Here is a 23,730-nt window from a genome sequence, read left to right as displayed (position 1 = left end):
CTTTATCAAACAAAAAAGGCGCCCGCAGCGGAATTCTCACCGGCGGGCGCAAGTTCGGAACGAGGGACAGTGATGGGCAAGCGGGGTTCCGACCCGCGGTGCCTCAATTATATATGGGTCCGCATCGGCCCATCTTTAAGGGGGCGAACAAAAACGTGATCAGCCCAACATCGCGGGGTAATTGGCGTCGCCCTGCCCGATGGCGTCCGGGATCTCGCGCAGCCAACGGCGGCGAATGCGGAGCGAGTAGTTCAGGAACAAACGCCCGTCTACGACGCTCCACGCCTCGGGCACCGTCGAGGCCACATAACCCCGCGCCGCAGCATACGCGCAATAGCCGCCGAAGGCAGGCGCATAGGCCTCAGGATTGGACTCAAACGCGGCCCGGTTTTCTTCGTTGGCGAAGTGCCAGGTCGCGCCGTTCCACTCGACCGAATGCTCAGGCAGGCCAATGATCGGGGCGTCGTCTTCGGCAAGGCCGAAGAAGGCCACGGCATCGGCGCCGTCGATGGCAATCCCTGCCTCCTGGTAGATGTTGGGCTCTGCCGCGGAGGCGCGGGTGGCGGTGAAAGTGGCGGCTGCGGCGGCCAGGCCGAGGCCAAGGGTCGTGCGGCGTGTGAACATGTTGAGGCTCCTTGTGCGTGTCAATGCCAAGCCATATGCCGCCCGGGCGCGCAAAATGATATGCCCCCTGACGCAGGTGTTATTGCGCGTGAAAGACCGCTGGCGTTAGTCGAACATATCCTCGATCACGTCAAACGCTTCTTCCAGCGCCTTCTTCCACATCGGCTTGCGCCGTTTCTTCTTTTTCGCCTTCTTGGGCCGCTCATGGCGAACCTGCCCGCCCGCAAACCCATGGGGCGCGGCCCGCTCGGGGGAGCGCTTCACGCTTTCGCGCCGCTTCTCAGGCGGTTTGAGCCATTTCATCTCGTGCAAGGGCGCCCCACAGGCGCCACAAGCCAACTCGTGCCCGTCGCGTGCGGTGGGCTTCAACGTTTGCCTGCGCCCACAATAGGAGCAGGTGGCAATCTTGGTGGCGTGCATGTGTTACCCTTTCGTAAGGGCATATAGGGCGACCGCGGCGGCATTTGAGACGTTGAGAGAGCCAAAATCGCGCGCAAAGGGAATTTTCGCCAGTTCGTCGCACAGCCCCCGCGTCCGTTCCCGCAAACCCGGGCCCTCCGCCCCCAGAACCAGGGCAATGTTGCTTTCCGCATGGCGCGCGGCCACGGCGCTGACATCCTCGGCACCTTCTTCTGCCAGGCCGACCATCCAGAAGCCGTCGGCCTTCAGCGCTTCCATCGCGTCGCCCAGATTGCCGACCCGCGCGTAAGGCATCCGCTCCAACGCGCCGGAGGCGGTCTTGGCCAAGGCCCCGGTTTCCGGGGCGGAATGGCGGGCCGGGGCGATCACCGCGCGCGCGCCGAACACCTCTGCCGAGCGCAGGATCGCGCCCACGTTGTGCGGATCGCTGACCCGGTCGAGCAGGACGACGACGGACCGTTCGCTGCCGTCGCCGCGCGCAAGCGCGCGCCAATCGCCCCAATCCAACGGCTTGACCTCGACCGCCGCCCCCTGGTGGACCGATCCCGCATCCAGCGGCACCGGGAACTTGCGCGGATCGGCGATCTCTGCCTCGATCCCGCGCGCTGCAATCGCATCCGCCAGCTTGTCGCCCGCGTTTTTCGAGACCACCAGGCGCAACACCTCGCGCCCCGGATTGGACAGAGCGTCGCGCACTGCGTGAAGCCCGAAGAGCCATAGCGTTTCCGCCGCCGCAGCGCGTTTGCCACGCTCTTTATCGATCACCCAGGTTGGTTTTTTGGCCATGGTGCCCTCCTGCCCCTTAGTCGCCGGGCAACTTGCCAAGCGCAAGGCGCATTCCCGCTTGACCGCCCCGCCCCGCGTCGATATTCCGCGCTCACGCCGGAGCAATCCGGCCCCGGTGGGCGACAGGCCGCAAGGTGTGGCAGGGGACTGTAACTCCCTCGAGGCGACTCACGCCTGGTTCGATTCCAGGGTCGCCCACCATTTTCCAACAGCATTGACGACGTCTGACAAGCGGCCCATGCCGCTTGCGTTTTCGCCTGTTGGACGTTGGCGAACTGAGAACCTATTGCGGTCTAGGGCCCACCGATCGCACGCCCCTACGTCGTCACGACGAGCGGACGATCCAATCGGTGTTCTTCCAGGTTTTTCCCTGCGCCGATCCGGTCAATGACCGCAAACAGGCCAGAGCCGGAAATCGGCGCCAGCACGCCGTGCCAGGTGTTGCGGGCGATGTTCACGGCCACGTCGTTTGTGGCCACGAACGCCTCGGGCGCCCCCGGCTGGCCGTCACGGTCTGAGGCCACAATCACCAGAAGCGCTGCCTCTGACATCGGGATAAAGCATTGCGATCCAAGGGGATGCCGCTCCAGCAGATCACATTGGTAGGGCAACGCGCGGAGCTGGGATTGGAACAGGCTAAGGCCCGGCTTTCCGTCCACGATATCAATGGTCGCCAAATCGCTGAACCGCTGGCAAAGGCCGTCGTTGATCGTGACCGCCTCTCCGCCAAGGGCGATCACCTCGCCGTAGGGCGCAAACGCCTTCGCCGTAATTGGCTTCGCGATCACAGGTCCATCCTCGGGTGGCGATTCACATCCTTATAGAGGAGGTAGCGGAATGGCCCGTCGCCCGTGGCGATGCAGGCTTGCGGACAGAAAGCGCGCAGCCACATGAAATCACCCGGCCCCACCTCGACCCAATCGGTGTTGAGCAGGTAGCGCGCCGTGCCTTCCAGCACGTAGAGCCCGTGCTCCATCACATGGGTTTCCGCAAAAGGAATACGCCCGCCGGGCAAGAAATTGACGATGTTGATGTGGAAGTCATAGCCGAGGTCAAGCGGGTCAAAGAACCGTTGCGTGGCCCAGGCGCCATTGGCCCCCGGCATGGAGGCGCGGTTGACGTCCGTTTCATGGGTGATCAGCGGCTCGGGCGCGGTGGTCCCTTCGGCCGGAACATAGCGTTTGCGGATCCAGTGGAAGCCGCAATCCTCATCGCCGTCGTTCCAGAACTCCCAGGGGGCCGACGCCGGAAGATACACGAAAGACCCCGCGCGCAGGCGGTGCGTCTCGGCCCCGATCACCAGCCGCGCCGTGCCTTTGGCGACAAAAATCACCGCCTGAACGTTCGGGTCCGGCTCGGGCGCGCTGGAGCCGCCATCGGGGCGCACTTCAACGGCATATTGGGCGAAGGTTTCGGCAAATCCCGTCAGCGGACGCGCAAGTATCCAGGCCCGGTGCCCCTGCCAGCCGGGCAAAAGGCTGGTGACGATATCGCGCTGGGTGTCCGCTGGGATCACCGCGTAGGCGTCAGTGAAAATAGCGCTGCCGGTGGGGTCGTCATCGGGGTGAGGCATTCCGCCGGGGGGAAAGGCGTAGGTGGGCGCGTTGCTCATGAAAGCAGGTCCTTCAAACGGTGCAGCGCGATGCGTTCGACCTGTTTGCAGGCCTGCGCAAATTCTTCGTCGCGGGAATTGGACAGGCGCGCGTGGAAGGCCGCGAGGATGCTCGCCTTGTCGTTGTCGCGCACGGCGATGATGAAGGGGAACCCAAACCTGGCCACGTATTGTGCGTTGAGGTCCTGGAAGGTCGCGCGTTCTGCATCTGTCAGCGCGTTGAGGCCCGCGCCCGCCTGTTCAGCCGTCGACTCAGCCGTTAACCGCTTGGCCTCGGCCAGTTTTCCCGCCAGATCGGGGTGCGCGGTTAACACGCTTAACCTTTCCGCCTCACTGGCCGCACGGAAGACCCGAGCCAGCGCTGAGTGCACGCCGATGGCGCTGTCGTGGGCGGGGCCAAGCTCCAGCCCATGGGCCCGCTCGGCGATCCAGGGCGAATGCTCGAAGATGCCGCCAAAAGCCGCCGAGAACTCATCCGCATCCATCTGCGAGGGTCGCAGTTTGGGGGCCACATAGGGGTGCTCCGCCGCCCAATGCTGCGCGATATCAATCCGGCGCGCGACCCAGACATCCTCGTGGCCCGCCACATAATCAAGGAACCGCTGCAACGCCGCCGCCCGTCCGGGCCGCCCGATCAGGCGGCAGTGCAGACCGACGCTCATCATCTTGGGCGAGCCCGCCTGCCCTTCGGCGTACAGCGTATCAAACGCGTCCTTGAGGTAATCGAAGAACTGCTGGCCCGCATTGAACCCCTGGGGCGTGGCGAAGCGCATGTCGTTGGCATCAAGCGTGTAGGGGATCACCAACTGCCGTCCCTCAAACACCCAATAGGGCAGATCATCGGCGTAATCGTCTGATATATAATCGAAACTGCCATCTTCCGCGATCAGTCGCATGGTGTTCTCGGAACACCGACCGGTGTACCAGCCGCGCGGCGCTTCGCCCGTGACTTCGTAGTGGAGCGCTTTGGCGGCCTCGATATCGGCGCGCTCGGCCTCGGGCGTGGCGTCCTTGTATTCGATCCATTTCAAGCCATGGCTGGCGATCTCCCAGCCCGCGTCCTGCATCGCGGCCACTTGTTCCGGCGCGCGCGCGAGCGCCGTGGCCACGCCGTAAACCGTGACCGGCATACCGGCTTGGGTGAACATCCGGTGCAAGCGCCAGAACCCCGCACGCGCGCCGTATTCATAGATCGATTCCATGTTCCAGTGGCGCTGACCCGGCCAGGCAGCGGCCCCCACGATCTCGGACAAAAACGCCTCAGACGCGGCATCGCCGTGGAGGATGTTGTTCTCGCCCCCCTCCTCATAGTTCACCACGAATTGGACCGCGATCTTCGCGTCGCCGGGCCAATTGGCGGGGGGCGGCGTCGCGCCATATCCCCTCATATCACGGCAATATCTGTCCACGGCGCCCTCCTGTTGTTCACTGTGCATAAACCATGCCGCCCGCAGGGTCATTCACGCCTTTTCCCTGCGCTTTGCAAGGCGTGTCGCCTTTCCTTGCGATCTGGTTTCTACCATGATGCCCCAAACGGCAATCCGAAGGGTCCCCATGTCCGGCTATCTGACCACCCATGTCCTCGACACCGCGCGCGGCTGCCCGGCGGCGGGCCTGAAGATCATGCTTTACCGCGTCTCGGGCAATTCTCACCGCAAAATCGCCGAGACGGTGACCAACGCCGACGGCCGCACCGATGCGCCGATCTTGCCCGCCGATAAGTTCAAGACCGGGACTTATGAGTTGGTTTTCTGCGCCGGTGACTACCTGCGCGCCACGGGCCAAGCGGGCGACGACCCGTTGTTTCTGGACGAGGTCCCGATCCGCTTCGGCATGGCCGAGGCTGAGGCCCATTACCACGTGCCCCTGCTGTTGAGCCCGTTCAGCTATTCGACCTACCGCGGCAGTTAACCCCTTGAAGTCGCAACACAAAGCCTGTCGAAGGACCCCGGCCCATGTATGACCTCGCCGTTTTCACCGACTGGATCGCCTTCGCCGTCCGCTGGCTGCATGTCATCACCGCCATGGCCTGGATCGGGGCGTCGTTCTACTTCATCGCCCTCGACCTGATGCTGCGCCCCGCCCCCGACATGCCCGAAGGTGCCACCGGCGAGGAGTGGGAGGTTCACGGCGGCGGCTTTTACAATACCGTCAAATACAACGTCGCCCCCGCCCGCCTGCCCGAGCATCTGACCTGGCACAAATGGCAGAGCTATTGGACCTGGCTGTCGGGCGCCGCCCTTCTGGCGATCGTCTACTGGGGCGGCGCCGAGATGTATTTGATCGACTACGACAAGCTGGAATTGTCAGCTTTCATGGCGATCCTGATCTCTGCAGGCTCCCTCGCCATCGGCTGGGTGATCTACGATTTCCTCTGCAAGAGCCCGCTCGGAGAGCATCCCACGGCCCTCATGGGCCTGCTATTCGTGATCCTCGTCGTGATGGCCTGGGGCTACGATCAGGTCTTCACGGGCCGCGCCGCGCTGCTGCATCTGGGCGCGTTCACCGCAACGATCATGACCGCGAATGTGTTCCTGATCATCATGCCTAACCAGCGCATCGTGGTCGCCGACCTGAAAGAGGGGCGCACGCCGGACGCGAAATACGGCAAGATCGCCAAACTGCGCTCCACCCACAATAACTATCTGACATTGCCCGTCATTTTCCTGATGCTGTCCAATCACTACCCCCTTGCCTTCGCCACTGAATACGCCTGGATCATCGCCTCGCTGGTTTTCCTTCTGGGCGTCCTGATCCGGCATTACTTCAACTCGATGCATGCGGGCAAAGGCCAGCCCCATTGGACCTGGGGTGCCAGCGCGGTGATCTTCGTGATCATCATGTGGCTGTCGTCGATCCCGATGAACCGCGACTATGATTTCGACGCCGAGGTCGTCGTGCCAGAGCCGGTTCAATACGTCGTCGCCAACCCCCATTACGACGAGGTGCGCAATATCGTTCTGGGTCGCTGCTCCATGTGCCACGGCGTTGATCCGGTGTGGGAGGGCGTCCGTTGGGCCCCGCGCGGATTGCGGTTGGACGACGACGCGCAGATCGCCTTGCACGCCCGGATGATTTACCTGCACGCAGGTCGCAGCAACGCCATGCCGCCGGGCAATGTCACGGGGATGACCGAGGAGGAGCGCGCCCAGATCGTGCGTTGGTATCGCTCGCTCGACCGCGATCTGGCCGCCCTCGACTAACCCCCCTCGCACCTTGGGGCGGCGTCCATTAGACAGGGGGCGCGACCCTGTGAAGGAGGCACCATGGCCCGCTCCATTGACCTGAATTCCGATCTTGGCGAAGGCTTTGGGCCGTGGTCCATGGGTGATGACGCGGCGATGTTGCAGATCGTGACCAGCGCCAATATCGCCTGCGGCGGCCACGCCAGCGACCCCGAAACGATGTTTGAAACCCTTGTTTCTGCACGCGAAAACGGCGTCGTGGTGGGTGCGCACCCTGGCTACAATGATCGCGAGGGTTTTGGCCGCCGGGTGATCCCGATGACACCGTCCGAGATTGCGCGCCTTGTCGCGGCCCAAATCGGCGCGCTGCAAGGGGTGGCCGCCTTGGCGGGCACACGAGTGGGCTACGTGAAGGCGCACGGCGCGTTGGCGAACCTATCGGCGCGCGACCGTTCGGTCGCCGACGCCATCGTGGGCGCAGTGGCGCAGATCGACCCCGCCCTTCCGGTCCTCGCCATTTCCGGCACCCAGACAGAGCTTGCCGCCCGCGCCGCCGGACAGCCCGTCTTCTCTGAGGTTTTCGCGGATCGCGGCTATCTTTCGTCCGGTCAATTGGTGCCGCGCGGGCACGACGCGGCGATGATCCATGACGTCGATTTCGCCGCCGACAGGTTGCTGGAGCTGATGGAGACGGGCCAGATGCCGGTGATTGACGGCCCCCCGATTACGCTTAACGCCCACTCCATCTGCGTTCACGGCGACAGCCCCGGCGCGGTCACCATGGCTGCGCGCATCCGGGCGCGGTTGGAAGCGCAGGGCATTGAAATCAAAGGGTTCATCGCCCCATGACGGAAGCGCCGTCCTTCAAACCTGTAGGCGATACGGGCCTTCTGGTGACTGTTTCAGAGGTTGCCGATGACGCCTCGAATGCGCGCGTCATCGCGCTCGATCAGGCGCTGGCGGCCGCCAAGGTTAACGGCGTTAAGGAAGTTGTTCCGGCTCTCGTGAACCTGCTGGTCCATTTCGATCCGATGATCACGGATCACGCCGCGATCGAGGCGGCGGTGCGCGGGCTTTTTCCTCTGCCCGATGCGACAAGGGCCGATGCTGTCACCCACGTCATCCCGGTCTGCTACGACGCAGAGCTTTGTCCGGATCTGACGGCCACTGCCGAGGCCACCGGGCTGTCGACCGACGCGGTCATCGAGGCCCATGTCTCCGCCCGCCTTCGGGTCTCGATGTACGGTTTCGCGCCGGGCTACGCTTACCTTTCGGGCTTGCCGCCCGAAATCCATGTTCCGCGCAAGCAGACGGCCCTGCGCGACGTCCCCCAAGGCTCGATCCTCATCGCGGGCGCCCAGAGTATCTTAACGCCGTTAACCATGCCCACCGGTTGGAACATCATTGGACGCTCCCCCGCCGAGGTGATCTCGGGCAGCCGCTTCCTGTTTGACGTCGGCGATACCGTCACCTTTACGCGCATCCCTCGCGCCGACCTGCCCGCGCGGCTCCAGACATGAGTATCGCCCGCTTCAAGGTCAGCTTCGCCGGACCGCTGGTGTCCCTCCAGGATGCCGGGCGTTCCGGCCAGATGCGTTTCGGGGTCCCGGCCTCGGGTCCCATGGAACGCTTCGCCTTCGCTTCGGCCCATGCCATGCTGGGGCAACCGGAAGGCACCGCGATTGAGGTCTCTCTCGGGGGCTTGGTCCTGGAGTGCGTGGAGGGCTCCGTGACCTGTGCCGTGGCAGGCGGCGCGTTCAGTTTGAACACGGGCGATCCCGGGTGGCAGGCCGTAACCGTGTCAAAAGGAGATCGTCTGACGCTGCGGGCGGGGCCTTGGGGCAGTTGGTGTTACCTGGCGTTCTCCGGTAACATCGTTGCCAATCAATGGCTTGGATCAAGCGCGACCCATACCCTCTCGGGCCTTGGTGGTGGCACCTTGCGCACGGGCGACACGATTGACATCCATGACGCCGCGCCGAAACCGGGCCGTGACGGCGCCCACGCCTGCCCCGACATCGCCCGCCCCTCAACGGACATTCGCGTCGTGATCGGACCGCAGGAACAGCACTTCGCCGCCGGCGCCGTCGAGGTGTTGACCGCCGCGCCCTACCAGATGACCGACGCTTTCGACCGCATGGGGGTCCGGCTCCAGGGCACCGCCTTGCCCCTCAGCGACGCGCTGTCCATCCCGTCCGAGCCGATCCTGCGTGGATCGATCCAGGTTGCCGGTGACGGCGTGCCCGTTGTTTTGTTGGCCGATCACCAAACCACGGGCGGCTACCCGAAGATCGCCACGGTCCTGTCGACCGATACCGACCGCCTCGCGCAACTCCGCGCCGGGGACGCATTTCGGTTTCTGGCCATCTCTGCCGATGAAGCGATCACCCTCAGCCGCCGCGATCACGAGAAGCGCGCTGCAGCGCTGTCCACCCTCGCCGCCCCCCGCGCGAGCTTGTCGCACCTTCTGTCTCACGCCAACCTCATCAGCGGCGTGAACGAGGACTAATCATCGGTGAAAACAGACCGCGCCCTGTCGCCTCTGGACCAGAACAGCCTCCCGCGCACCGCCAAGGTCAGACCCGTACCAGGGGGAGAACAGCGATGAAAACCCATGCACAGGCAGTCGTTATCGGCGGCGGCGTCGTCGGTTGTTCCATCCTGTACCACCTCGCCAAGGCGGGCTGGACCGATGTGATCCTGCTGGAACGCGATGAGTTAACCAGCGGTTCGACCTGGCACGCCGCAGCCAACATCCATGGCCTTCACGACAGCACCAATATCTCACGCCTTCAGCACTACACGATGAACCTTTACAAAGAGTTAGAGGAAGAAACCGGCCAATCCTGCGGCGTCTTTCAACCCGGCTCGCTCTACCTCGCGCAGACGGAAGACAGAGAGCATCAGCTGCGCCTGCAAGAGGCGAAAGCACGCCGCTACGGGATGAATTTTCATGAGGTCAACCGCGATGAGGCCGAGCGGCTGCACCCTTTGGTCGACTACGACGGCATCCGTTGCATCATGTTCGAGCCCGATGGCGGCAATGTCGACCCCTCGGGCGTGACCAACGCCTACGCCCTCGGTGCGCGGCAGCGGGGCGCGGAAATCATCCGCTTTTGCCCCGTCATCGGAACCAATCCGCAGCCCGATGGCAGCTGGATCGTGCGCACGGAGAAGGGTGATATTCGCACGCCCTGGGTGATCAATGCAGCAGGCCTTTGGGCGCGCGAAGTGGCGGCGATGGCAGGCATCGACCTCCCCCTGATGCCGACCGAACATCAGTACTTTGTCACTGAAACCATTGCAGAAATCGCGGCGATGGACCGCCGTCTCCCCTCGGTTGCCGACCGCGACGGTGAGTATTATCTGCGCCAGGAGGGCCAGGGACTTCTGGTGGGCGCCTACGAGAAAGACATGCGATTCTGGGCCGAGGAAGGCACGCCCCAAGGCTTCGGGCACGAGCTGTTTGCCGACGATCTGGAGCGGATCGAGCCCAACATGATGCGTGCCATCGACCGGGTGCCGCTGGTTGGCCAGGCGGGCATCAAGCGCGTGATCAATGGCCCGATGATCTGGTCCCCCGACTCCAGCGCGCTCTTTGGTCCGGTGCCCGAGCTGACCGGCTATTTCTGTTGCTGCGGCATCATCCCCGGCTTCTCACAGAACGGCGGCCTTGGACGCCTTGCCGCCGAATGGATCGTCGAGGGCGAGCCATCGCTCGACCTGTTCGCCTGGGACCTGGCGCGATATGGCCACTGGGCAGGCAAGGATTTCACAAAGGCGCGGGTCCAGGACCAATACGCCCATCGCTTCAAAATCCACTTCCCCGGTGAAGAACGCGACGCAGGCCGCCCGGTTCGAAAGCGCCCGATCTATGCGATGCAGGCTGAAATGGGCGCCAAATTCGGCTTGAACTATGGCTGGGAACATCCTGCTTTCTTTGACAAAAACGTCGATGACAGTGCGGGCTACGCGCGGCAACCCTGGTGGGACGTCGTGGGCCGCGAGGCGCGTATGCTGCGCGAGGGTGCGGGGATCATCGATATCTCGAACTTCGCCAAGTATCGCGTGGCTGGGGACGGAGCGGAGGATTGGCTGAACGCCCTCTTCGCCAACCGGATGCCGACAGCGGTGGGCCGTTCGTGCCTCACGCCGCTGATCGGCAAGCGCGGCGGTGTGGCGGGTGATTTCACCGTCACGAAGCTGGCAGAGAATGAGTTCTGGATCCTCGGCGGCGGCGCGGCGGAGCGCTACCACCAGCGTTTCTTCCGCCAGGTCCCCCTCCCGGACGGCACCACGTTCGAAGGCCTTACGGAGGCCACCTGCGGTTTCAATGTCGCAGGCCCTCAGTCTCGCAACCTATTGGCAAGACTGACAAATGCTGACCTGTCGAACGCGGCGTTCCCGTTCTTCCGATCCGCACAGATTGTCGTCGCAGGCATCGACTGCGTCGCGATCCGAGTGTCATTCACCGGGGATCTAGGGTGGGAGCTTCATTGCGCCGAAGCTGATCAGGTTGCGCTTTACACCGCCCTTCTCGCGGCAGGCGCGGAGACGGGCGCGGGGCCGGTCGGCAGCCGTGCCTTGATGTCACTGCGGTTGGAGAAAGGCTATGGCTCATGGGGCCGAGACTATTCGCCCGAGTACTGGCCACAGGAGTCGGGATTGGGCGGTCTGGTCAAGCGCGACAAGGATTTTCTGAACAAAGACAGCTGGTTAAAGATCGAAGCTCAAGCCCCTCGCGAAGTGATGGTGATCCTGTCAATCGACGCGAGCACCGCCGATGCCTCCGGCGCGGAGCCGGTGTTTTTGCCCGACGGCACCCCCATCGGCCAGGTGTCGTCCGGCGCCTATGGCTACACCGTTAACCAATCCCTTGCTCTGGCGTACCTCAAAGCGGGCAGCGCCGAACCCGGGGACACGGTCGAGGTCGCCATCCTCGGCCGCCCCCATTCGGCCCGGATCCTTAAAGAAGCGCCCTTCGACCCGAAAGGCCTGCGCCTACGGGATGCGTAATAGGTTAACGCAGATCCCAGTAACCCCGTGACGTGCCCCCCGACTTCCCGCTATACTTGGCGAAAATAACCAGCCGAGCAGCGGGACGGACCATGGCGCGCAAAGCGACCCCTTTCAACGTGATGATCGTCGGCCAGAACGGCCGGCTGCAATACGAAGCGGTGCTCTTCGCCGCCTCTTTCCGAGCCGCCAACCCGCGGTTTCCGGGCAAGCTTTTCGTGGCAGAGCCGCAGCCCGGCCCCCGCTGGTCCAAGGACCCGCGCATGGGCGACAACGCGGTCCGCACTCTGCTGTCCGATCTAGGCGCCGAGATTATCCCGTTTGAAAACAATCACTTCGGCGAGGCCTACCCCTATGGCAACAAGATCGAGGCGCTCAAGGCCCTGCCCAAAGGCGAGCCCTTCGTCTTCTTCGACACCGACACATTAATCACCGGCGATCTCACAGAGGTCCCGTTCGATTTCAGTAGACCGAGCGCGTCGCGACGGGTGGAAGGCACCTGGCCCCAGATCGAGCTTTACGGGCCGGGCTACACGGCCACCTGGAAATCACTCTACGACATGTTCGGGCTGGATTTTGCCTCCTCGCTCGACACCTCGCACCCGGACGAATTCTGGCGCCGCTACCTCTACTTCAACGCGGGTTTTTTCTACTACTCCTGCCCCCACGCCTTCGGCCAACGCTTCACCGATTACGCCACCCGCATCCGCCACGACGGCCCGCCCGAACTTGTTTGCCAGACCCTGGATCCCTGGTTGGATCAGGTGGCCCTGCCCCTGGTCATCCACTCGTTCAGCGGCGGTCGCGACGCATTGGAACCCGGGTGGCTGGACGGGAAAATCTCCTGCCATTACAGGGTCTTACCCCTGCTCTATGCAAGAGAAGACCAACGGGTCGTCGACACTCTGGAAGAGGTCACCGCCCCCAACAAGATCAAGAAGGTCCTGAAGACTTACGAGCCCATGCGCCGGATGATCTTCCAAGGCAAAGGCGCCAAGGCCCGTGCCCTGTTCGACCGCGCCAAGTTGCCAAGACGCGAGCAGCAGATCCGCAATACTTTGAAACGCGAGAAACTTTGGCTGCGCTAAGCCACGAGCGCCCGCATCGAAGGATCGGGCTCGCGCAGACAGAGGGCACCAGAATGAAATCCCGGCCCCCATCGGGGCCGGGTCAATTCTAAAGAAGATCAGCCAGCAGAGGCGGGCTCTTCCGTCTTGCGATCGGCATAAATCATCAGGGGCTGGGTGTCGGAGGTCACGGCTTCTTCGTTCACCACAACCTCTTCAATCCCTTCCGATCCGGGCATGTCGAACATGGTATCCAGGAGGATGTCTTCCATGATCGACCGCAGACCCCGCGCGCCGGTCTTGCGCGCAATCGCCCGCTTAGCAATCGCGCTCATCGCGTCGTCGGTGAAGGTCAGCTTCACGTCTTCCAGCTCGAACAGGCGCTGGTATTGTTTAACCAGCGCGTTCTTCGGACCGGTGAGGATCGTCACCAAGGCGTCCTCGTCCAGGTCTTCCAGCGTCGCAATCACCGGCAGACGGCCCACAAATTCCGGGATCAGACCGAATTTCAGCAGATCTTCCGGCTCAAGGTCCTTGAAATACTCGCCCACGGATTTCGCTTCCGGATCACGCACATCGGCGCCGAAGCCCATGGCAGAGCCCTTGCCGCGCTGCGCGATGATCTTGTCGAGGCCCGCGAACGCGCCGCCGCAAATGAACAGAATATTGGTCGTGTCGACCTGCAGGAACTCTTGCTGCGGATGCTTGCGCCCCCCTTGAGGCGGCACCGATGCCACGGTCCCTTCCATGATCTTCAGCAGTGCTTGCTGCACCCCCTCGCCCGACACGTCGCGGGTGATTGACGGGTTATCGGACTTCCGCGTGATCTTATCGACCTCGTCGATGTAGACGATCCCGCGTTGCGCGCGCTCCACGTTATACTCGGACGCCTGCAACAGTTTGAGGATGATATTCTCCACATCCTCGCCCACATAACCCGCTTCCGTCAGGGTCGTGGCGTCGGCCATGGTAAACGGAACATCCAGAATGCGCGCCAGTGTCTGCGCCAGCAGCGTCTTGCCGCAGCCCGTGGGGCCAATCAGCATGATGTTGGATTTCGCCAGCTCAATCTCGGATTTATCCGAGTGATTGAGGCGTTTGTAGTGGTTGTGCACAGCCACCGAGAGCACACGCTTGGCATGGGCCTGGCCGATCACGTAATCATCCAGAACAGCGCAGATATCCTTCGGCGAGGGTACGCCGTCGTCGCTTTTCAGCCCGGCGCTTTTGGTCTCCTCACGGATGATGTCCATACAAAGCTCGACGCATTCATCGCAGATGAACACCGTCGGGCCCGCAATCAGTTTGCGCACCTCGTGCTGGCTCTTGCCACAAAACGAGCAATAGAGCGTGTTCTTGGAATCGTTGCCGGAATTACTTGCCATATCGTCCACCTTAAGCGGGCCCTCACGCGGCCAATGCGCCGCAAGACGCCAGTCATTTTACCGGCTTTTGGCCAGCCTAGAACAGGCCCGCCCCGGTCACAATCGCAAATTCCGAAGGGACCATCGCGCTGGCCCCATCGTGCAACAGGGCCGATCGCCCGGCCCTGGTGTCGTCTTACCGGATATATGCCCGGTCTTATTCCGCGTCGTCGCCGCCACGGGTTGCGACGATCTCGTCGATATGGCCCCATTCGAGCGCTTCTTGCGGCGTTAACCATGTGTCGCGGTCCAGCGCCTGCTGAACCGTCTCATAATCTTGCCCAGAATGGTTAACATACAATTGATAGAGCCGCTCACGCGTCTTCTCGATATGGCGGGCCGAAATCAGGATGTCAGAGGCTTTTCCCCCTGCCCCGCCAGAGGGTTGGTGCACCATGACCTCGGCGTTGGGCAGCGCAAAGCGCATGCCCTTTTCCCCGCCAATGGCAATCGCAGACCCCATCGAGGCCGCCATACCGCAGATCAGCGTCGAAACCTTGGGCTTGATGTATTGCATCGTGTCGTAAATCGACATGCCCGCGGTCACCTCTCCGCCCGGCGAGTTCACATACATGCTGATTTCCTTGGACGGATTCTCCGCCTCCAAGTGCAGCAATTGCGCCACGATCAGGTGGCTCATGCCGGAATGGATCGGCCCATTCACAAACACGATCCGCTCTTTCAGCAGACGCGAGAAAATATCATAGGCCCGCTCGCCACGGCTGGTTTGTTCAACCACCATCGGGACCAAGTTGTTTTGGAAGTACTCCACGGGATCGTGCATCGTGCCTGCCTCATCAGATGTATCGTTCCGACCAAGACTATGTCTGCCCTTGGGGGGCTGCAAGGGCACCATCGGTCGAATTCGCGCGGCTTGACCAATCCTTTGGTCACAATAGCTGACGCCCCATGAATGCACCGTCCCATCCCACCCGCACCGAAGCCCTCTCTCGATTGGCGCGCTTCGTCCCGGCAGCCGGTCGCGACTACGCGGCCAAACGCAACTATGACCTGCCGGATCAGGGGCACCCTCATGTCTCTCAACTCTCGGCCTACCTGCGCCATCGCTTGTTGACGGAACAAGAAGTTCTGCAAGCGGTCCTCGGGCGCTATTCCCTTGCCACCGCAGAAAAATTCGTGGCCGAGGTGTGTTGGCGAACCTATTGGAAAGGCTGGCTGGAGCTGCGCCCGAGCGCTTGGGCCGACTATCTTCGAGACCTCGACCACATCGACCGCGCGGGTGTTGCCAAGGCCGAGACCGGACAGACCGACATCGCCGCTTTTGACGCCTGGGCGCAGGAGCTGACGGAAACGGGATACCTGCACAATCACGCGCGGATGTGGTTCGCTTCAATCTGGATCTTCACCCTCGGGTTACCTTGGCAAGCCGGCGCGGATTTTTTCATGCGTCATCTTCTGGACGGCGATCCTGCGTCCAACACGCTCAGCTGGCGCTGGGTGGCGGGCCTTCAAACCAAGGGTAAAAACTACGTCGCGCGGCCATCGAATATCGCGAAATACACGGACGGGCGCCATAATCCAGAGGGCCGTCTTGCGCCGCACCCCGCCCCGCTGAACGGGCCGTCCCACCCCACACCGCGCTGTGCCCCGGCTGGCGATGTCGCCATGCCCGGCCTGCGCACCGGCGTCTTGCTACATGAGGATGACCTGTCGCCGTCCTATTTGCAGGCCGGTTTCGACGACCCCATTGTCGCGCACGCGGGACTTCTGGCGACCGCATCGCGGTCCCCGGGCGCGGTCAACCCTCTGGTTCTGTCATTCGCCGAAGGCACCCTTGACGACGCCATGACCCGTTGGGGCCCGTCATTTGGCACGCCGGGCCCTGTGAGCAACTCTGTGGACAAGATCTGCGCCTGGGCCATCGAAGCGGACTTGGAACAGATCATCACGCCCTATGCGCCGGTCGGCCCCACGGCGAGCAAACTGAGGCGCCTCAGGTCCGCCTTGGATACCTCCGGGATCAAGCTGGTTGAGGTGTTGCGCCCCTGGGATGCCGCCGCTTGGCCCCACGCGACGCATGGGTTCTTCAAGTTCAAACGGCAGATACCGCGTTTGGTGGCGGAATTCGTTTGAAGGGATCTGCTTTGTCGTTAAACATTAAGCTTTCTGTGGATAAGCGCTACAAACTTGTGGAGTGACGTAGTGTTTTCACAGTCTTTCCGCGAGCTGGACTACAGCTTCAACGGCCTTCGCCGCGCTCCAACGCCGCCAAACCGGCCATGGCATAGCGCGGTACAAGCGCCCCAAGCGAGATCCCCCTCTCGGGGTCCGATGCATTGCCATCCAGGGCGCGTTTCTTGACCCCCTGCAAGATCGCCGCCATCCGAAAGAAACAGAATGCGACGTAGAAACCAAAATTGTCGATCCCGCTCAGGCCCATCCGGTCACAATAAGCCGCCAGGAAATCCTCATCACTTGGCAAGCCCTCCGCCCCGCGGTAGACGCCCTGCAAACCGCGCCCCTGTTCGCCGGGCGGCATCTGCCACTGCATGATGACCGCCGCAATATCCGCAAAGGGATGCCCAAGCGTGGATAGCTCCCAATCCAGAACCGCAACGATTTCAGGGGTTTCCGGAGCGAACATCAAGTTGTCTATTCTGTAGTCCCCATGCACCAAGGTGACCCGTCCATCATCTTCTGGACAGATCCGATCAAGCGTTGAGATCAAACTGTCCATTTCTGTGATCACGCCGGTCTCGCTGGCACAGTATTGCTTGGACCAACGGTCGATCTGGCGCCGGAAGTAGTTCCCTCGGGGGCCGTAATCCCCCAACCCAACCCGCTCCAGATCTACGCTGTGAATTGCCGCCAGAACGCGACCCATCTCATTGAAATATCTGGCTCTATCGGGTCTAGTGACAGTCGGTAATCGCGGGTCGTCAAAGCATCGCCCCGGTACGAACTCCATCACGTAAAAGGCCGAGCCAATCACGCCGTCGTCTTCGCAAAGCGCCAAGGGTCGCGCGACCGGAACCGCCGTCCCCTGCAACGCCCGCTGCACCCGGTATTCGCGATCAACGGCATGGGCCGATTTCAGCAGCCTTCCGGGCGGTTTACGCCGTAGAACGATCGAACGATCCGCCGCCGTCACCAGGTAAGTCGGGTTGGATTGGCCGCCTTGGATTTTCTCAAGTGCCACAGGGCCTTGCAGGCCGACGTTAATCCTCAACCAAGCTTCCGCCGCGCGCCATTCCTCTGGCGTCATGGTGCAGCGTTGGAATATTTGCGCAGCTCCGCCCGCGCGACCTGTCTGCGATGGACCGCATCGGGCCCGTCGGCAAGCCTCAGCGTCCGCAAGTCCGCCCAGATTTTTGCCAACGGTGTATCCTGGCTAAGGCCCGTGGCACCGTGCATTTGCATCGCTTCATCAACCACTTGCAACGCCATCAACGGCGCCTGGACCTTCACCTTAGAGATCCAGGGCTGCGCCGCGCGCACGCCCGCATGGTCCATCATCCAAGCCGCTTTCAGGCACAACAACCGCGTCATCTCGATGTCGATCCGCGCGTTGGCAATGATGTCGTAGTTCGCCCCCAGATCGACCAAGCGCTTACCGAAAGCTTCGCGGGACAGCCCTCTTTTCACCATCAATTCAAGGGCATACTCCGCACGCCCGATGGCGCGCATACAGTGGTGGATGCGCCCTGGCCCAAGACGGCCCTGCGCAACCTCAAAGCCGCGTCCTTCCCCCAGCACCATGGCATCCGCGCCCACGCGCACGTCGGTGAAACGGATGTGCATATGCCCATGGGGTGCATCATCATGGCCGAAAACTTCCATCGGTCGGATCTTCTCGATCCCCGCGCTGTCGGACGGCACCATCAGCATCGAATGCCGCGCGTGCTTCGCGGCGCCAGGATCCGTGCAGACCATCACGATATAGAGCCCGCAGCGCGGATCCCCCGCGCCAGTTGCCCAATACTTTTCGCCGTTTAGGACGTAATCTTCACCCTGTCGTTCGCATTTTAACGAAATTTGAGTCGCATCAGACGAGGCGACGGCGGGTTCTGTCATCAGATACGCAGACCGTGAAACGCCCGCCATCAGATCCGGCAACCAACGCGCCTTTTGCGCGTCGGTCCCGTAGCGCTCCAACACCTCCATGTTGCCGGTATCGGGCGCGTTGCAATTGAATATCTCTGGCGCGATGGCCACAGCCCCCATTTCCTCTGCCAGATAGGCGTATTCGACGGTCGAAAGACCGTAGCCCTCCTCAGAATCGGTCAACCAGAAATTCCAAAGCCCCGCCGCTTTTGCCTTCTCTTTCAGAGACTTGAGGATCTCAACCTGCCGGTCCGTCATCGCGAAACGGTCACCCGAGGGGTGCTGGCCGACCTCGCCATGGTACTCCGCGTCCAACGGCGCAATCTCATCGCGCACCATGCGCCGCACCGCTTCCACCAGCGGTTTGACCCGATCCGAGACGCCAAGATCCATCACAGTAGCCTTTCGCGGGCGGCAGTGTACTCGCGCTCCAACCGGTCCACCAAGGCCCGCGCCGGGCCCACCGATTTGACCGCGCCGATGCCCTGTCCCGCGCCCCAAACCTGGCTCCAAGCTTTGGGCTTTGATGAACCTTCACCAAAGTTCATCGACTTCACGTCAGCGCTTTCAAGCGCGTCCGGGTCCATCCCGGCCGCCGCAATCGAGGGCTTTAAGTAGTTCCCGGAAACACCTGTAAACAATGAAGAAGTCACAATATCCTCGGCGCCGGAATCCGCGATCATCTGCTTGTAGGCAGGCGCCGCGTTAGCTTCATCGGTCGCGATGAACGGCGAGCCAACGTAGGCGAGATCGGCGCCCATCGCTTGTGCGGCCAACACCCCGCCCCCTGTCGCGATGGATCCGGCCAGCAGCAGCGGCCCGTCGAACCATTCGCGAATTTCCTGGACCAGAGCGAAAGGCGATTGCGGGCCGGCGTGGCCGCCTGCGCCGGCGGCGACGGCGATCAGACCGTCCGCGCCCTTGGAGATCGCCTTCTTCGCAAAGGTGTTGTTAATGATATCGTGCAGCGCAATGCCGCCGCAGGAATGGGCCGCGTCGTTCACCTCCACCCGCGCACCAAGCGACGTGATCCAGATCGGCACGTTCCATTTTGCACAGATCTCCAGGTCCCTCTCCAACCGCGTGTTCGACCGATGCACGATCTGGTTCACCGCATAAGGCGCTGCGGGCATATCCGGGTTGGCCTGGTTCCAGGCGTCCAATGCCTCTGTGATCTTCTTCAGCCAGGCCTCCAAAGCGATCGGATCGCCGTCTTTCTCCCGCGCATTCAGCGCCGGGAATGATCCGACGACCCCCGCGCAACACTGGGCGATCACCAGGTCCGGGTTAGAGACGATAAACAATGGGCTGCCCACAACTGGCAGGCGCAAGCCCTTAAAGATGCTTGGTAATTCTCGATTGCTTGGCATGAAGGCCTCCCTTAAACCTGACGCTAGCGCGGCGCCCGGCGCGCGGCAAGGTGGACGCGCCGTCACAGGGGCGCACCCGGCCCTTGCAAAACCGCGGCCGCGCGCTCAATATACTTTAAGCTTAAAGGAGTTTCCCATGCCCGACGGACAGCCCCGCCACACCGGCCCTTCCCTCGCCCCGTTCGATTGGGCGGACCCGTTCCACCTGGCCGATCAACTGGCCGATGACGAGCGCATGATCGCCGAAAGCGCGCGTGCCTATGCCCAAGACAAGCTCGCCACGCGGGTGACGGACGCCTACCTTGATGAGCACATCACCCCGGAAGTCTTCGCGGAAATGGGTGAGATGGGGCTTCTGGGCATCACCGTCCCAGAGGAATACGGCGGCCTTGGCGCGGGCTACGTCAGCTACGGTCTTGTGGCCCGGGAGGTGGAGCGTGTCGACAGCGGCTATCGCTCGATGATGTCGGTGCAATCGTCGCTCGTGATGTATCCGATCCACGCCTATGGCTCTGAAGAGCAACGCAAAAAGTATCTTCCGGGTCTTGCGGCAGGCAGCCTTATCGGCTGCTTTGGCCTGACCGAGCCCGAGGCCGGAAGCGACCCTGCAAGGATGAAGACGACCGCAACAAAAACCGCCGACGGCTATGTGATCAGTGGCGCGAAGATGTGGATCTCCAACGCCCCGATTGCCGATGTTTTCGTGGTCTGGGCCAAGTCCGAGGCCCATGGCGGCAAGATCCGCGGCTTCATTCTGGAGAAGGGCATGAAGGGGCTTTCCGCGCCCAAAATCGGTGGCAAGCTCAGCCTGCGCGCATCCGTCACCGGTGAGATTGTCATGGATAAGGTCGAGGTCGGCGAAGACGCGTTGCTACCCGGTGTTGAGGGTCTCAAAGGGCCGTTCGGTTGCCTCAATCGGGCGCGTTACGGCATCGCCTGGGGCGTCATGGGGGCGGCGGAAGACTGCTGGCACCGGGCGCGCGAGTATGGCCTCAATCGTGTGCAATTTGGTAAACCCTTGGCGCAAACGCAGCTCTTCCAGAAGAAGCTGGCCGACATGCAGACCGAGATCGCCCTTGGCCTTCAGGGCGCGTTGCGGGCGGGACGTATGATGGAAGACGGCACCTGCGGGCCTGAGCTTATCTCTTTGATGAAACGCAATAATTGCGGCAAAGCGCTGGAGATCGCGCGCCACGCCCGCGACATGCACGGCGGCAATGGCATCATGGCCGAATACCACGTCATGCGCCACGCCCAGAACCTGGAAACGGTTAACACCTATGAGGGCACGCACGACGTCCACGCCCTGATCCTGGGCCGCGCACAGACCGGGTTGCAGGCCTTTTTCTAAGCGCTATTGACCCGGATCAAGGCCGCCACGCCCGAGGTGTGACAGACTCTCCCGCATCACACAGGAAACGGGAGAACGCACATGATCGAGCCTCATTTCACCGTCTCGCGCACCGGCCCCAATTCGCTCCGCGTGAGCATTTCCGGCGCGCTGGATGCGATCACCATGGAGGCCGGGCTACAGGCCATGTCCCTGGAGATGGAGGGTATGGCCCATGGCGATCTTTTGATTGTCGACCAAGGCGCCGAATGGCCGTCACTCGGTGCCATCGGGGTCGAGTTGCGGCACTGGCCGCAGCTGATGGCGATGCTGCACCAGATCGACCGTGCCGCTTTGGTTTCACATAACCAGATCTTCCGCGCGGCGGCAGCCGTCGAATCCGTGCTGATCCCCGGCTATGAGATCCGCAGCTTCAACGACGAAGCCTCTGCCACGGCATGGTTGGAGGAAGCCCGCAGTCTCGTCTGAAACGCGCGGCCTATGCCTCAGGCAACCGCGGGTTCCAAGCCCTCCTGCACCGTAGCGTGGGGGACCTGATCGTTTCCGTCGGACCGACGTCGATTTACCTCAAGAGGCTTTCGCAAGGGCGTCCGCGTTCGGCGCCTTTTGCGCGCTCATGGCCTCTTGGCCTTTTGGCCCATCGCCGCCCGCGTCCTGGTCCCCCTCCGGCTCCGGAGCGGGCAATGCCAGCGCCTCATCGGCGAATTGCTCGGGCGTCTCCGGCAGGACATGCCCGGTGGCCGGGTCAATCGTGACGCGCGGTTTGTCAGCCAGCCCGTCGATCAATTCGTTAAGCTCGTTAACCACCCGCTCAAACCGCGCGCGATCACTCTCGATTACCACGTCGGGCACCGTCTTCTTGCCGCCAAAAAGGAACTTCAGCATTCTCTCACCTGCATTTGCGTTGCGCTTGTCCCAATGTAGGTGATGCCGCAGCGCAGAAAAAGGGGAGAAAGCCGCACCAAGCGTCACGTTGCCCAAAGCCACGCACGACTTGGCAAGCGCGCGCCAAAGGGGCAGAACGGAGGAAATCCGGGGGAGAGCAACCATGCGCATCGCAACGTTCAACATCAACGGCGTCAAGGCCCGCATCGGCGCGCTCAGTGATTGGCTGTACGAGGCAAAACCCGATGTCGCACTCCTGCAAGAGATCAAATCCGTCGACGAAACCTTCCCCCGAGAGCTGTTTGAAGACCGCGGCTACCGGGTCGAAACCCATGGCCAGAAGGGCTTCAACGGCGTGGCGATCCTGTCCAGACTGCCGCTCGAAGACATCAGCCGGGGCTTGCCCGGCGACGATGCCGACGAACAGGCCCGCTGGATCGAGGCGACAGTGATGGGCGACAGCCATCCCGTGCGCGTCTGCGGGCTCTATCTGCCCAACGGCAACCCCGTGCCGGGGCCAAAGTACGACTACAAACTGGCGTGGATGGCGCGGCTGCACGCCCACGCGCAACACCTGCTGCAAGGCGAAATGCCCGTTGTGATGGCCGGCGATTACAACATCATCCCCCAGGACGAAGACGCCGCCCGCCCCGAGGTCTGGCAAGAGGATGCCCTCGCCCGCCCGGAAAGCCGCGCCGCTTTCCGCAAGCTTTTGAACCTCGGTCTTACCGAAGGATTTCGCGCCCGCACTCAGGCACCCGGCATGTACTCATTCTGGGATTACCAGGCCGGGGCCTGGAACCGGAACGACGGCATCCGCATCGACCACCACCTGCTCAGCCCCGAGGCCGCCGACCTATTGCAAGACTGCTGGATCGAAAAAGACGTGCGCGGGCGCGACAAACCCTCAGACCACGTGCCGGTCTGGATCGACCTCGCCGCCTGAGCCCTGCGGGACGGCGGGAGGGGCGAGGTTCGCGTTTTTTTGCCGTGGCAAAAATCGCGGACCAGCGTCTCCCCCGTCCGCGTCCAACCTCACAACCCGTTCAGCGGCACCTTCAAGACCGGATGCCCGGCGTCGTCCTTCGGGATATCGCCCGCGCGCATGTTCACCTGCAATGACGGAATGATCAGCTTCGGCATCGCGAGCGTCGCATCCCGCCCCTCGCGCACCGCAATGAAGTCTTCTCGCGACTGCCCACCGGAAAGGTGAATATTCTTCGCCCGTTGCTCGGCCACCGTCGTCTCCCAGGCAATCGCACGCCCGCCAGGGCCGTAATCGTGGCAGATGAACAGCCGCATCGCGTCCGGCAGGGCCAGCACCTTCTGGATGCTGTCGTACAACTCTCCCGCGTCCCCGCCCGGAAAATCACATCGGGCCGAGCCGCCGTCGGGCATGAACAACGTGTCGCCCACGAAGGCCGCGTTACCCGCGACATGCACCATGCAGGCCGGGGTATGGCCGGGCGTGGACATGGCAAAACAGGTCATCGCACCCACGTCATAGGTATCGCCGTCGGCAAAGAGCCCGTCAAACTGCGAGCCGTCGCGCTGGAACTCCGTCCCCTCGTTGAAGACCTTGCCGAAGACTTCCTGGACCTCGGTGATCCTCGACCCGATGCCAATCTTGCCGCCCAACTCCTGCTGCAGATAGGGCGCGGCGGAAAGGTGGTCGGCATGGACGTGGGTTTCGATGATCCAGGCCACGTCCAGGCCCTCCTGGCGCACAAACGCAATGATCTCATCGGCGGACACATGGGTGATCCGCCCCGCCGCGTAGTCGATGTCCAGGACCGTGTCGATGATCGCACAGGCCTTGCCGTCCGGCTCCTGCACGACATAGGAAATCGTGTTGGTCGCTTCGTCAAAGAACCCGGTAACCTTGGGTTCCATCGTCATATCAACAGGATAGCTCATCATCGTCT

24 protein-coding genes and 1 tRNA gene are annotated in these 23,730 nt (G+C 62.5%); 12 read left to right on the top strand and 13 right to left on the bottom strand.

Translation table 11 applies throughout. The annotated features are described in order from the left end of the window. Nucleotides 1-159 precede the first annotated feature (159 nt). From AC6I9R_RS09460 to rlmB, 3 genes are all read right to left on the bottom strand, one after another. Nucleotides 160-624, bottom strand: coding sequence for a YHS domain-containing (seleno)protein (locus tag AC6I9R_RS09460; protein ID WP_461425322.1), 465 nt, complete (start codon nt 622-624; stop codon nt 160-162). 105 nt (nt 625-729) lie between these two features. Next, entirely contained in the window at nt 730-993 is a 264-nt protein-coding gene (locus AC6I9R_RS09455) for a hypothetical protein (RefSeq protein ID WP_461425321.1), read from the bottom strand. Between the two features lie 54 nt (nt 994-1,047). Next, on the bottom strand, nt 1,048-1,830 hold the full coding sequence (rlmB, locus tag AC6I9R_RS09450) for a 23S rRNA (guanosine(2251)-2'-O)-methyltransferase RlmB (protein ID WP_461425320.1): 783 nt from the start codon (nt 1,828-1,830) through the stop codon (nt 1,048-1,050). A gap of 117 nt (nt 1,831-1,947) precedes the next feature. On the opposite strand from rlmB, the gene AC6I9R_RS09445 reads away from it, so the two are divergent. Then, nucleotides 1,948-2,031, top strand: a tRNA-Tyr gene (locus AC6I9R_RS09445). 116 nt (nt 2,032-2,147) lie between these two features. Here the strand turns inward: AC6I9R_RS09445 and AC6I9R_RS09440 are convergent. The 3 genes from AC6I9R_RS09440 to puuE are packed head-to-tail and all read right to left on the bottom strand — an operon-like array spanning nt 2,148 to nt 4,851. Further along, the gene (locus AC6I9R_RS09440; protein WP_461425319.1) at nt 2,148-2,618 is read right to left on the bottom strand and encodes an ureidoglycolate lyase; all 471 of its coding nucleotides are present in this window, start codon (nt 2,616-2,618) and stop codon (nt 2,148-2,150) included. Next, a complete protein-coding gene (locus tag AC6I9R_RS09435; protein WP_461425318.1) occupies nt 2,615-3,442 on the bottom strand; it encodes a bifunctional allantoicase/(S)-ureidoglycine aminohydrolase in 828 nt (275 codons plus the stop codon). Before AC6I9R_RS09435 ends, AC6I9R_RS09440 begins: the two co-directional genes overlap by 4 nt. Beyond that, nucleotides 3,439-4,851, bottom strand: a complete 1,413-nt coding sequence (puuE, locus tag AC6I9R_RS09430) for an allantoinase PuuE (RefSeq protein WP_461425317.1) — start codon at nt 4,849-4,851, stop codon at nt 3,439-3,441. Before puuE ends, AC6I9R_RS09435 begins: the two co-directional genes overlap by 4 nt. Nucleotides 4,852-4,996: 145 nt before the next feature. Between puuE and uraH the strand changes: the two genes are divergently transcribed. The 7 genes from uraH (at nt 4,997) to AC6I9R_RS09395 (ending at nt 12,731) form a co-directional block, all read left to right on the top strand. After that, a complete protein-coding gene (uraH, locus tag AC6I9R_RS09425; RefSeq protein WP_461425316.1) occupies nt 4,997-5,353 on the top strand; it encodes a hydroxyisourate hydrolase in 357 nt (118 codons plus the stop codon). A gap of 44 nt (nt 5,354-5,397) precedes the next feature. Beyond that, entirely contained in the window at nt 5,398-6,645 is a 1,248-nt protein-coding gene (locus AC6I9R_RS09420) for a urate hydroxylase PuuD (protein ID WP_461425315.1), read from the top strand. A 63-nt stretch (nt 6,646-6,708) separates the two neighbouring features. Then, nucleotides 6,709-7,476, top strand: coding sequence for a LamB/YcsF family protein (locus tag AC6I9R_RS09415; RefSeq protein WP_461425314.1), 768 nt, complete (start codon nt 6,709-6,711; stop codon nt 7,474-7,476). Beyond that, nucleotides 7,473-8,147 carry a 5-oxoprolinase subunit B family protein gene (locus AC6I9R_RS09410; RefSeq protein ID WP_461425313.1) on the top strand — a complete coding sequence of 225 codons (675 nt, stop codon included), beginning with the start codon at nt 7,473-7,475 and terminating at the stop codon, nt 8,145-8,147. Before AC6I9R_RS09415 ends, AC6I9R_RS09410 begins: the two co-directional genes overlap by 4 nt. Next, nucleotides 8,144-9,136: a 5-oxoprolinase subunit C family protein gene (locus AC6I9R_RS09405; protein ID WP_461425312.1), complete on the top strand. Its 993-nt coding sequence runs from the start codon at nt 8,144-8,146 to the stop codon at nt 9,134-9,136. The genes AC6I9R_RS09410 and AC6I9R_RS09405 overlap by 4 nt, the downstream gene beginning before the upstream one ends. Nucleotides 9,137-9,231: 95 nt before the next feature. Then, on the top strand, nt 9,232-11,643 hold the full coding sequence (locus AC6I9R_RS09400; protein WP_461425311.1) for a GcvT family protein: 2,412 nt from the start codon (nt 9,232-9,234) through the stop codon (nt 11,641-11,643). A 92-nt stretch (nt 11,644-11,735) separates the two neighbouring features. Then, complete coding sequence (locus tag AC6I9R_RS09395; protein WP_461425310.1) at nt 11,736-12,731, top strand: GT-B fold glycosyltransferase domain-containing protein; 996 nt, start codon at nt 11,736-11,738, stop codon at nt 12,729-12,731. Nucleotides 12,732-12,829: 98 nt separating this feature from the next. Here the strand turns inward: AC6I9R_RS09395 and clpX are convergent, their stop codons facing one another. Both clpX and AC6I9R_RS09385 read right to left on the bottom strand, forming a co-directional pair. Next, a complete protein-coding gene (clpX, locus tag AC6I9R_RS09390) occupies nt 12,830-14,095 on the bottom strand; it encodes an ATP-dependent Clp protease ATP-binding subunit ClpX (RefSeq protein ID WP_461425309.1) in 1,266 nt (421 codons plus the stop codon). Nucleotides 14,096-14,291: 196 nt separating this feature from the next. Then, nucleotides 14,292-14,918, bottom strand: coding sequence for an ATP-dependent Clp protease proteolytic subunit (locus AC6I9R_RS09385; protein WP_461425308.1), 627 nt, complete (start codon nt 14,916-14,918; stop codon nt 14,292-14,294). Nucleotides 14,919-15,043: 125 nt separating this feature from the next. Between AC6I9R_RS09385 and AC6I9R_RS09380 the strand changes: the two genes are divergently transcribed. After that, nucleotides 15,044-16,228 (top strand): FAD-binding domain-containing protein, encoded by a 1,185-nt coding sequence (locus AC6I9R_RS09380; RefSeq protein WP_461425307.1) that lies wholly within the window; start codon nt 15,044-15,046, stop codon nt 16,226-16,228. Nucleotides 16,229-16,334: 106 nt separating this feature from the next. Here the strand turns inward: AC6I9R_RS09380 and AC6I9R_RS09375 are convergent, their stop codons facing one another. The 3 genes from AC6I9R_RS09375 to AC6I9R_RS09365 are packed head-to-tail and all read right to left on the bottom strand — an operon-like array spanning nt 16,335 to nt 19,569. Next, nucleotides 16,335-17,360 carry a phosphotransferase family protein gene (locus tag AC6I9R_RS09375; protein ID WP_461425306.1) on the bottom strand — a complete coding sequence of 342 codons (1,026 nt, stop codon included), beginning with the start codon at nt 17,358-17,360 and terminating at the stop codon, nt 16,335-16,337. Next, nucleotides 17,357-18,592 (bottom strand): acyl-CoA dehydrogenase family protein, encoded by a 1,236-nt coding sequence (locus AC6I9R_RS09370; RefSeq protein ID WP_461425305.1) that lies wholly within the window; start codon nt 18,590-18,592, stop codon nt 17,357-17,359. Before AC6I9R_RS09370 ends, AC6I9R_RS09375 begins: the two co-directional genes overlap by 4 nt. Then, entirely contained in the window at nt 18,592-19,569 is a 978-nt protein-coding gene (locus tag AC6I9R_RS09365; protein ID WP_461425304.1) for an NAD(P)H-dependent flavin oxidoreductase, read from the bottom strand. Before AC6I9R_RS09365 ends, AC6I9R_RS09370 begins: the two co-directional genes overlap by 1 nt. 136 nt (nt 19,570-19,705) lie before the next feature. Between AC6I9R_RS09365 and AC6I9R_RS09360 the strand changes: the two genes are divergently transcribed. Both AC6I9R_RS09360 and AC6I9R_RS09355 read left to right on the top strand, forming a co-directional pair. Next, entirely contained in the window at nt 19,706-20,920 is a 1,215-nt protein-coding gene (locus AC6I9R_RS09360) for an acyl-CoA dehydrogenase (RefSeq protein WP_461425303.1), read from the top strand. A gap of 81 nt (nt 20,921-21,001) precedes the next feature. Beyond that, nucleotides 21,002-21,388 carry an STAS/SEC14 domain-containing protein gene (locus tag AC6I9R_RS09355; protein WP_461425302.1) on the top strand — a complete coding sequence of 129 codons (387 nt, stop codon included), beginning with the start codon at nt 21,002-21,004 and terminating at the stop codon, nt 21,386-21,388. A gap of 99 nt (nt 21,389-21,487) precedes the next feature. Here AC6I9R_RS09355 and AC6I9R_RS09350 read toward each other — a convergent pair whose 3' ends face one another. Next, nucleotides 21,488-21,805, bottom strand: coding sequence for a hypothetical protein (locus AC6I9R_RS09350; protein WP_461425301.1), 318 nt, complete (start codon nt 21,803-21,805; stop codon nt 21,488-21,490). Nucleotides 21,806-21,968: 163 nt separating this feature from the next. Here AC6I9R_RS09350 and xth point away from each other — a divergent pair, with 163 nt between their 5' ends. Further along, the gene (gene xth, locus AC6I9R_RS09345; protein ID WP_461425300.1) at nt 21,969-22,751 is read left to right on the top strand and encodes an exodeoxyribonuclease III; all 783 of its coding nucleotides are present in this window, start codon (nt 21,969-21,971) and stop codon (nt 22,749-22,751) included. Nucleotides 22,752-22,840: 89 nt separating this feature from the next. Here the strand turns inward: xth and AC6I9R_RS09340 are convergent, their stop codons facing one another. Continuing rightward, a complete protein-coding gene (locus AC6I9R_RS09340; protein WP_461425299.1) occupies nt 22,841-23,725 on the bottom strand; it encodes an MBL fold metallo-hydrolase in 885 nt (294 codons plus the stop codon). Between the last annotated feature and the right edge of the window lie 5 nt (nt 23,726-23,730).

This window comes from Gymnodinialimonas sp. (assembly GCF_059726805.1).
The sequence above is the reverse complement of the archived record's forward strand: the minus strand, read 5'-3'. Positions and strand labels throughout refer to the sequence as shown.